Source organism: Acinetobacter sp. UBA6571 (assembly GCF_002434085.1).
GTDB lineage: Bacteria > Pseudomonadota > Gammaproteobacteria > Pseudomonadales > Moraxellaceae > Acinetobacter > Acinetobacter radioresistens.
Genome location: NZ_DJJJ01000058.1, coordinates 100,664 through 110,786, shown reverse-complemented (window position 1 = coordinate 110,786; position 10,123 = coordinate 100,664). Strand labels below are relative to the sequence as shown.

The following is a 10,123-nucleotide window of genomic DNA, read 5'->3' as shown; positions in this document are numbered from 1 at the left end:
CGGGGTCATCTATCGGCAGTTCTCGATTACTCTGGTTACTGCGATGATCCTGTCGTTAATTGTAGCGCTTACCTTTACGCCGGCGCTCTGTGCGACTCTGCTCAAACAGCATGATCCAAATAAAGCACCAAGCAATAATGTTTTTGCCCGCTTCTTCCGCTGGTTTAACCATAAGTTTGACCGGATGTCTCACCGTTATCAGAATGGTGTAAGCAAACTCCTGCATCACCGTATTATTTCTGGTGTGTTTTATGTTGTAGTGATAGGCATACTGGTGCTGCTGTTCCAGAAACTGCCTTCTTCATTCCTTCCAGATGAAGACCAAGGTGTAGTGATGACGCTGGTACAGCTTCCACCTAATGCATCACTAAGCCGTACTGAACAGGTGGTTGACACCATGACCGGCTTTTTCCTTGAGAATGAAAAGGAATATGTCCAGTCTGTATTTAGTGTCGCAGGCTTCTCGTTCACCGGTGTAGGACAAAATGCGGGTCTGGCATTTATCAGATTAAAAGACTGGAGTGAGCGTACTACCCCTGAAGCACAGATTGGTGCAATTATCCAGCGTGGTATGGCACTGAACGTTATTGCTAAAGATGCCAGCTATGTTATGCCTTTACAATTACCTGCCATGCCTGAACTGGGTGTGACTGCGGGCTTTAGCTTCATGCTGAAAGATGCAGGTGGTAATGGCCATGAAAAATTGATGGCCGCTCGTAATGCAATTTTGGGTATGGCTGCCCAAGACCCACGCCTGATGGGTGTGCGTCCAAATGGTCAGGAAGATACGCCACAATATAAAATTTCGATTGACCAGGCCCAGGCCGGTGCAATGGGAGTAAGTATTGCTGATATCAACAGTACTATGAGTATTGCGTGGGGCGGGTCTTATATTAATGACTTCGTAGATCGTGGCCGTGTAAAACGTGTCTATGTACAGGGTCAGGCAGACACCCGGATGATGCCTGAAGATCTGGACAAGTGGTATGTGCGTAATAACCAGGGCCAGATGGTCCCATTCTCAGCCTTCGCAACTGGTGAATGGACTTATGGTTCACCTCGTCTTGAACGTTATAACGGTATCTCATCGGTTAATATTCAGGGTACACCTGCCCCGGGTGTGAGTTCTGGTGATGCCATGCTGGCAATGCAGGAAATCATGGCCAAGCTGCCAAGTATGGGTATGCAGGGATATGATTATGAATGGAGCGGTTTATCACTTGAAGAAAATGAAGCCGGCTCGCAAACTGCTGCATTGCTTGCCCTTTCGATCCTGATCGTATTCCTGTGTCTTGCTGCACTTTACGAGAGCTGGTCTATTCCATTCTCGGTACTCATGGTTATTCCATTAGGTATTGTGGGTGCCGTGGTACTGACCTTCTTAGGTATGATGATTTCGAAAGATCCTAACCTCTCGAATAACATCTACTTTAAAGTTGCAATTATTGCGGTAATTGGTCTGGCTGCGAAAAACGCTATTCTGATTGTGGAATTCGCAAAAGACCTGCAAGAAGAAGGTGAAGAACTGTTAGAAGCTACGCTGCATGCTGCAAGAATGCGTTTGCGTCCAATTATCATGACCACATTAGCATTTGGTTTTGGTGTACTGCCACTTGCCCTGTCTTCAGGCGCCGGTGCAGGCAGCCAGCACTCGGTAGGTTACGGTGTATTGGGTGGCGTCATCAGCTCAACATTACTGGGTATCTTCTTTATTCCAGTATTCTATGTATGGATCCGTAGCATTTTTAAACAGAAACCAAAAAACAGAAATAATCAGGAGCAAATATCGTGATGCAAAATTTCTGGACTTTAACAGGTCGCGGTTTTGCTTTGTCTGTTCTAGCGCTTGCCCTGACTGCATGTCAGAGCATGCGCGGTCCAGAGCCAGTCGCTAATGCCAATATTCCCAACAATTATATTGAAGCAGATAGTGGAACCTCGATTGCGGCACAGGGCTATAAAGACTTTTTCTCAGATGATCGCCTGAAATCGGTGATTGATCTGGCCTTGACCAATAACCGTGACCTGCGTACGGCGACCCTGAACATTCAGCGAGCCCAGCAGCAGTTCCAGATCTCTGAAAATAACCAGCTCCCTACCATTGGTGCCAGTGGTAGTGTACTACGCCAGGACAACCTGAACAGTCAGGGCCGTGGTCCGACTACTTCATACAATGTAGGGCTGGGTGTAACAGCTTATGAGCTGGATTTTTGGGGTCGTGTCCGTAGCTTGCGAGATGCAGCACTAGACACCTTCCTGGCTACGCAGACTGCTCGTGACTCTACCCAAATCAGCCTGATCAGTCAGGTGTCACAAGCCTGGCTCAACTATTCATTTGCCAGTGCCAATCTGGACCTGGCTGAACGTACACTGGCTGCCCAGCTTGAATCCTACAATCTGAACCGGAAACGTTTTGATGTCGGGATTGATTCTGAATTACCCGTCCGTCAGGCACAGATTTCTGTTGAGACTGCTCGTAATGACGTAGCGAATTATCGCACCCAGATTGCACAAGCCCGTAACCTGCTCAATTTACTGGTGGGTGAACAGGTTCCTGACAACCTGTTGCCACCAAAGCGTATTAGCCGTGTAACGAACCAGAATGTCCTGTCAACCGGTCTGCCAAGTGATCTGCTGGTTAACCGTCCGGACATCCGTACTGCTGAATATCAGCTGAGTGCCGCTGGAGCCAATATTGGGGCTGCACGCGCACGCCTGTTCCCGACGATCAGCCTGACTGGTTCGGCTGGCTATGCCTCAACTGACCTGAGTGACCTGTTCAAATCAGGTGCATTTGTCTGGTCGCTTGGCCCAAGTCTGGATATTCCAATCTTCGACTGGGGTACGCGTCGTGCCAATATTGCTATTACTGAAACAGATCAGCAGATTGCCCTGTCAGATTATGAGCGTTCAATTCAGGCTGCATTCCGTGAAGTTAATGATGCACTGGCTGTTCGTAAAAATATTGGTGACCGTGTCGCTGCACAGCGTCGTCTGGTAGAAGCCACCAATACTTCCTATCGTCTGGCAAATGCACGCTTCCGTGCCGGTATTGACAGCTATCTGACTGTACTTGATGCACAGCGTGCTTCATATGCAGCCGAGCAAGGCTTGTTGCTCCTTGAACAGGCCAATCTGAATAATCAGGTAGAACTGTATAAATCTCTAGGTGGTGGGGTTAAAACCACCAGTTCTGATTTGATTGCTCGCCCGGCTTCAACTGCTGAACAAAAAGCAAACCGTGAAGCGAAAGCTGTACAGTAAGCATAATTTATAAGAGAGCCCACTTCGGTGGGCTTTTTTATTGCTTTTCAAGTCCAAATTTTCTATCTTCAATTATGAACAAAAGGAAAATAAGATGTTATTAAGCAATCTAGAATCTGTTCCGGGTCACCACATTACCAGGCAAATTGATGTGGTCTATGGCAGTACGTTCCGTTCTAAGCATGTCGGACGTGACTTTATGGCTGGTCTGAAAAATATTGTAGGCGGAGAACTTAAAGGTTATACCGAATTATTAGAAGAATCCCGTCAGGAAGCCATGAACCGCATGATTGAAAAAGCCCAAAATCTGGATGCCAATGCAATTGTCGGGATTCGTTTTTCTACCTCAAATATAGCACAAGGTGCTTCTGAACTGTTCGTATATGGGACTGCAGTCACCGTAACTCCAGTTGCACCTTCAATTCCAGATCCGTTCTCTTCATAAAATCTCACAGGATGCCGGGTTATGGACGCTTTGATTTTTAAGATCGGAATTTTTATAGTGCTGTTCGTGGTTGGCTGGGCATTTGGGCGCCATGTCGAATACAAACATCTGCGTGAACTAGAAGAAAAAGAAAATATGCTGGCACATATTACTGTTGATAATCAGCGCTTTCATACCACCTTGAATACCGGACAGCTCGTCTCGAGCAATGTAGTCATCTCACACGACTATTTTAAATATGTGATTGCCAATATTCAGAATTTTTTTGGTGGCCGGCTCACTGCTTATGAAAGTATTGTAGAAAGAGCTCGGCGTGAGGCAATTATACGTTTAAAGCAAGAAGCTCAGCGTACAGGAGCAACCCATATCATGGGTTTACGCCTGAGTACCACTGAACTCGGAATGCAGGGTGGCATGGTTGAAGTATTTGCCTACGGCACAGCAATTAAAACCACATAAGTCATTTTTAGTAGGGGGACTGAACAGGATTTGCAGTTCTCCCCCAGCCCTCCAAAAAAGAAGCACAGGTCACTTTACTTTCATTTTACGGATCATTTTATATAGCAGCTTGGGTGATAGGCGAGATACCAGTACACCCAGCTTTTCCTTATGGCCTCCTACGACAATATATTCTTCCCCAGCCAGTAAGGCCTCAACCGTAATTTTGGCAAACTGTTGTGGTTCCAGACCATTTTCTATTGCTTCATCCTGATGACCTTGTGGCTTGCCCTCTCCATTTAAGGCATTAAATGACACATTGGTTTTCACAAAACCGGGGAAAATTACAGAAACGCCTATACCCTCCTGAGCAACTTCAGCACGCAGACTATTGGCCCACATATGGATTGCTCCCTTGGCCGCCGAATAGGACGCGCGATACTGAGTACCCAGTAGTCCTGCTACACTTGAGACAAAGACAATCTGTCCAGACTTCTGCTGGATAAAAGTGGGCAAGACTGTTTTGGTCAGAAATACCTGTGAGAAATAATCGACTTCCATGATGGCACGTTCGGTCTGCATGGTAGTATCCTGAATCAAGGCGCGCTGGCTGAGGCCTGCATTATTGATGAGCCAGTCAATGCGGCCTTTAGCAGCCAATACCTGATCATAAGCATGACGTACCTGACTTTCATCTGTTATATCCATAGGAACAACCAGATGCTCTTGCGCATTTGGCAAAGCCAGACGAACTTTTTCCAGCTCATCATAACGGCGCGCGCTCAGGACCAGCTTTGCTCCTAACGCTGCACATTCTTGTGCCAGCGCCTTACCTAGACCTGAAGATGCGCCAGTGATCCAGACGATTTTATTGTTTAATTGCGGACTTGCCATTTTTCTCTGCCTTTTATTCCTGGTCAGTTAACAACTTTTTATCAGGCTTTTTGCATAAAGCCCATAAAATGTTCAATGTATGCATTGGCCTGTTCCTTTTGGAGCTGGGTCCCAATTTTTTCTAGGCGTTTATAGCCTAAATGGGTAGTCACATGAATTACGCCACTTAAGGTCTTGTCAATAAATACATTAAATTTAAGCTGCTTCTTCGGTTCACGGATCAGGCAGGTCACGCCAAGATCAATAATATGAATAAGCAAGGCAAAAGCTCGTGGCACTGCACTCAGCTGGCCTGCCCGAATCTGTTCAACAGTCTCCAGTACATCCTGCATGAGCTGCATATGCACGTCATAGCGGATCCAGATTTGCCGGTCATGTTCACAGATCAGTCCTGCAAAATAGTTGACCAGTGGCAACAGGCGCTCATTACTAAAAAATGAAATCGCCCAAGGCAGGTATTTACGTAAAGTTTCCAGTATCTGCCTGACCACCTGCCGGTTTTCTTTAATTTCTTTTGTATCCTCAGTGTTTATGCTATTGGCCTGCTTTAAAATTAGTTCGCTAAAGGCCTGCTCAATAATTTCACAGGCAATTTCGCTGAGTACCCCACCCAGCATTTCAGCCTGACTTGCTTTTACCCCGGCATTTAACTGCATGCGAATAACTTCAAAACGGCTGTAAGAGGATTCACTCAATTTGAGAAATACAGCATAGCTCATGAAGGTTGTTTCCTTATTTTTCACTACTTATATTTTTTATCTGAATGCTTAAAGGCCTCGATACGGACTTAAAGCAGCTTAAATCTACCGTGTTTCAGCATAAATACAAAATTATTTGTCGGGTTTTACTGCATTAAAAACAGATATTTTTTTGCTACAATGAATACAATTTTTTATTGGCTTTTGATCTTTTAAAACTATGACCGATTCAGCTCAGAATATTGCAACAACCTACGATCCAACCGAGATCGAGAAAAAATGGTACCAGACCTGGGAAGAGCGTGGCTATTTCAAGCCATCTGAAAAAGGTGAGTCATTCTGTATTATGATTCCGCCGCCAAATGTCACTGGTAGCTTGCACATGGGTCATGGTTTTAATAATGCCATTATGGATGCCCTGACTCGCTATAACCGTATGTCAGGTAAAAATACACTTTGGCAGCCAGGTACGGACCATGCTGGTATCGCAACCCAAATGGTGGTTGAGCGCCAGCTGGCAGCACAAAATATTAGCCGTCATGACCTGGGCCGTGACAAGTTCATCGAGAAAGTCTGGGAATGGAAAGAACAGTCTGGTGGCAATATTACCCGTCAGATCCGTCGTCTGGGTTCTTCGGTGGACTGGTCACGTGAACGCTTTACCATGGATGACGGTTTATCCAATGCAGTTAAAGAAGTCTTCGTAAAACTGCATGAAGAAGGCCTGATCTACCGTGGTAAACGTCTGGTGAACTGGGACCCGAAACTGCAAACGGCCCTGTCTGATCTTGAAGTTGAATCGGTTGAGGAAAAAGGTTCTCTCTGGCACTTTAAATATTTCTTTGAAGATAAAACGCTGCGCACCCAAGACGGCCATGATTACCTAGTGGTCGCCACTACACGTCCAGAAACCCTACTGGGTGATACGGCAGTTGCTGTACATCCTGAAGATGAACGCTACGCGCACCTGATTGGTAAAAATATCGTATTACCGATTACTGGTCGTTTAGTACCTGTGGTTGCCGATGAATATGTAGAAAAAGATTTTGGGACCGGCTGCGTAAAAATCACCCCTGCGCATGACTTCAATGACTATGAAGTAGGCAAACGCTGTGAACTGCCGATTATCAATATCTTTAACAAAAATGCAGAAGTACTGGCTGAGTTTGAATATATTGCCAAAGCTGGGGAACAAATTTCTAAAACCATCCCTGCCCCAGCAGATTATATTGGTCTAGAGCGTTTTGAAGCGCGTAAGAAACTGGTTGCACAGGCCGAAGCCGAAGGCTGGTTAGACCAGATTCAGCCTTATGACCTGAAAGCACCCCGTGGTGACCGTTCAGGCGTTATTGTTGAGCCTCTGCTTACAGACCAGTGGTATGTAAAAATTGCACCACTTGCGAAGCCGGCCATCGAAGCAGTGCAAGACGGTCGGATCAAGTTTGTTCCTGAACAGTACAGCAACATGTACATGGCTTGGATGAACAACATTCAGGACTGGTGTATCTCGCGTCAACTGTGGTGGGGTCACCGTATTCCGGCCTGGTACGATGCTGAAGGCAATGTCTATGTGGGCCGTGATGAAGCAGAAGTTCGAGCAAAAAACAATATCCCTGCCGATGTTCAGTTAGACCAAGACGAAGATGTACTGGATACCTGGTTCTCATCTGGTCTCTGGACATTCTCGACTTTAGGCTGGACTGGCGATGAAGCCAAAGATAAAGCCAACTATTTCTTAAATACTTTCCACCCGACAGATGTACTGGTAACAGGTTTCGACATCATCTTCTTCTGGGTTGCCCGCATGATCATGCTGACCATGCACTTCATGAAAAATGAAGATGGTACGCCACAAGTACCGTTCAAGACTGTATATGTACACGGTCTGGTACGTGATGGCGAAGGCCAGAAAATGTCGAAGTCTAAAGGTAACGTACTTGACCCGTTAGACCTGATTGACGGGGTAGACCTTGAAACGCTGGTACAAAAGCGTACCACGGGTTTGATGAACCCGAAACAAGCGGCGAAGATTGAAAAATCAACCCGTAAAGAGTTCCCTGAAGGTATTCAATCATACGGTACTGACGCTGTTCGTTTCACTTTCTGTGCGCTTGCCAACACAGGTCGTGACATTAAGTTCGATATGAAACGTGTTGAAGGTTACCGTAACTTTGCCAACAAAATCTGGAACGCAACCCGTTTCGTGATGATGAATGTCGAAGGTCAAACCATTGGTTCAGAAGCACGTCAAGATCTTTGGGAATTGCCTGAACAGTGGATCGTGAGCCGTCTGCAAAAAGCGGAACAAGCGGTGCAAACAGCATTCGCAACCTACCGTTTAGATTTGGCTGCACAAGCGATTTACGAGTTCATCTGGAATGAATACTGTGACTGGTATGTTGAATTAACCAAACCAGTTCTGAACGATGAAAATGTGTCTGAAGAGCGTAAAGCCGAAGTACGTCGTGTTCTTCTTTCGGTCATGGAAGCATCTTTACGTTTGGCGCATCCGTTAATGCCTTATCTGACTGAAGAAATCTGGCAAACACTTGCACCTAAACTTGGTATTACTGGCGAAACGATCATGCTGGCGCCATACCCGGTTGCAGATACAGCGAAGATCAATGACCAAGCTGAAGCAGATATGCAATGGCTGCAAGGTTTGATTGGTGCGGTGCGTAACATCCGTGGTGAGATGGGTCTAGGCAATGCGCGCTTGTTGCCTGTTCTGCTGCAAAATACCACTGATGCTGAAAAAGCGCAGATTGCACGTATTGAACCGTTGTTCAAAGCATTGGCTAAAGTTGAAAGTATTACCTTCTTGGCCGACAGCGAACAACCACCATTGTCTTCTTCTTCTGTAGTCGGTCATGTATCTGTATACGTTCCAATGAAGGGCTTAATTGATCCTAAAGCGGAATTGGGTCGTCTACAAAAAGACTTAGACAAGGTTCAAAAGCAACATGACCAAATTGCGACTAAACTTTCTAACGAAGGTTTCGTTGCGAAAGCACCTGCGGCTGTAGTTGAAGGCGAGAAAGTGAAACTTGCTGAGTTTGCTGATCAGTTAGCGAAGATTAAAGCCAATATGGAGCAAATTGCAGCGCTTTAATGTGTTGTTAGTTTGATCTAAATTGTGTATAAAGGGCTGATTATTCAGCCCTTTATTATTTAAAATATGATTCATATCGCGTTAGATACTAGTGGTATTGGCAAAAATAAAAGTCAAAAAGATGCTTCGTATTTGGCTCTGAAAAGGTTAATAAAAGCTAATCTATTAGTTATCCATGCTCCATATGTTGTACAAAGAGAATTAGAAACCCAAGAATTAGAATATTATTTAAAAGAATATCGCCAACTTAAAGAAAGCCTCAGAAAGTTTCTAAGAGTTCCAAAATCACCATTAGTGCATGAAATTATTAATGATATTCAAAAAAAGATCGATGAGTCAGAAATTGATATCAATAATGATGCTCATTCTTTTTCAAAGTCTTGGTTGAGTAGTTTAGATGCAAATATACAGCCGATAGATGCTAATCAAACTATTTCGGCATTAGAGGCTTATTTTAATGGAACAGCTCCGCTAACATCTCCTAAAAGCAGAGAAGATATTCCCGATAGTTTTATCTGCCGTGGCATTGAAGAAATAAAGAAAAAATGCTCTGAATTGGTCATTATTGCCAATGATAAAAAAGTAGTTAACACTTTTTCTAAAATGCCAAATTATACAATTTTTCCAAACATAGAAATATTTATCCAAAGCACTGATATACAGGATAAATTAAAAGGGTTGGACATTATCGATAGTCAAATAGGCAATGTCTTATCTTTCATCCAACGTTCAGAAATTAAAAATCCCACTATTCGAGATTTTTTAGCAGATTGCATAAGTGAGGAAATTTTGGGATAAGAAAATCTATGATATCGCTTATTCAAATGATGAAAATGAAGGAACTATTTCTTCAGCTTACACAGGCAATAATATTGATATAGATTTGAATAATCCCATCCACTATGGTGAAGATCAATTTGGTTTCCACTTTAACTTAGAAGTTGAAGCAGAAATTGAATACTTCATAGATAAACATGAATATTATAGCCGTCTCGATGATGAATGGTCTGTATATGTAAGTGATTGGAACGATCACGTATTCGAAGCTTCAGAAACTCGGTTACTAAATGTTTCGGGTATCGTCTCTATAAAAATAAATACTACATCACTAAATTTAAATGAAATTTCTCAACTAAATGAAGAGGAATTCGATGATTATTTCCATGACGTTTATCGAGAAGCAGAATTAAATATCGAATCTATTGAAGAAATTAATTCAATATAGTACTACCTACTTTCTCTCCCATAGGGAGAGGAGGTGTCATTTGATTT

At 44.1% G+C, this 10,123-nt stretch carries 9 protein-coding genes; 7 read left to right on the top strand and 2 right to left on the bottom strand.

Features of this window, described 5'->3' with window-relative positions; genetic code table 11:
* The 4 genes from B3X18_RS11865 to B3X18_RS11850 all read left to right on the top strand — a co-directional run.
* Positions 1 to 1,792, top strand: a 1,792-nt coding sequence (locus B3X18_RS11865) for an efflux RND transporter permease subunit (RefSeq protein ID WP_286935631.1), incomplete at its 5' end; no start/stop codon positions are given.
* Positions 1,792 to 3,264: a multidrug efflux RND transporter AdeIJK outer membrane channel subunit AdeK gene (adeK, locus tag B3X18_RS11860; protein WP_034688421.1), complete on the top strand. Its 1,473-nt coding sequence runs from the start codon at positions 1,792 to 1,794 to the stop codon at positions 3,262 to 3,264. The genes B3X18_RS11865 and adeK, both read left to right, overlap by 1 nt.
* Positions 3,265 to 3,358: 94 nt before the next feature.
* Positions 3,359 to 3,709 (top strand): YbjQ family protein, encoded by a 351-nt coding sequence (locus B3X18_RS11855; RefSeq protein WP_026444503.1) that lies wholly within the window; start codon positions 3,359 to 3,361, stop codon positions 3,707 to 3,709.
* 21 nt (positions 3,710 to 3,730) lie between these two features.
* On the top strand, positions 3,731 to 4,168 hold the full coding sequence (locus B3X18_RS11850) for a YbjQ family protein (protein WP_005015886.1): 438 nt from the start codon (positions 3,731 to 3,733) through the stop codon (positions 4,166 to 4,168).
* A 69-nt stretch (positions 4,169 to 4,237) separates the two neighbouring features.
* Here B3X18_RS11850 and B3X18_RS11845 read toward each other — a convergent pair whose 3' ends face one another.
* Together B3X18_RS11845 and B3X18_RS11840 are read right to left on the bottom strand one after the other, a co-directional pair.
* A complete protein-coding gene (locus B3X18_RS11845) occupies positions 4,238 to 5,041 on the bottom strand; it encodes an SDR family oxidoreductase (protein WP_017400957.1) in 804 nt (267 codons plus the stop codon).
* Positions 5,042 to 5,082: 41 nt separating this feature from the next.
* A complete protein-coding gene (locus B3X18_RS11840; protein ID WP_017400958.1) occupies positions 5,083 to 5,760 on the bottom strand; it encodes a hypothetical protein in 678 nt (225 codons plus the stop codon).
* 199 nt (positions 5,761 to 5,959) lie between these two features.
* Here B3X18_RS11840 and B3X18_RS11835 point away from each other — a divergent pair, with 199 nt between their 5' ends.
* From B3X18_RS11835 to B3X18_RS11825, 3 genes are all read left to right on the top strand, one after another.
* The gene (locus B3X18_RS11835) at positions 5,960 to 8,851 is read left to right on the top strand and encodes a valine--tRNA ligase (RefSeq protein ID WP_005406928.1); all 2,892 of its coding nucleotides are present in this window, start codon (positions 5,960 to 5,962) and stop codon (positions 8,849 to 8,851) included.
* A gap of 66 nt (positions 8,852 to 8,917) precedes the next feature.
* A complete protein-coding gene (locus B3X18_RS11830; protein WP_286935628.1) occupies positions 8,918 to 9,649 on the top strand; it encodes a PIN domain-containing protein in 732 nt (243 codons plus the stop codon).
* Entirely contained in the window at positions 9,630 to 10,076 is a 447-nt protein-coding gene (locus B3X18_RS11825) for a hypothetical protein (RefSeq protein WP_286935627.1), read from the top strand. Before B3X18_RS11830 ends, B3X18_RS11825 begins: the two co-directional genes overlap by 20 nt.
* Positions 10,077 to 10,123 lie beyond the last annotated feature (47 nt).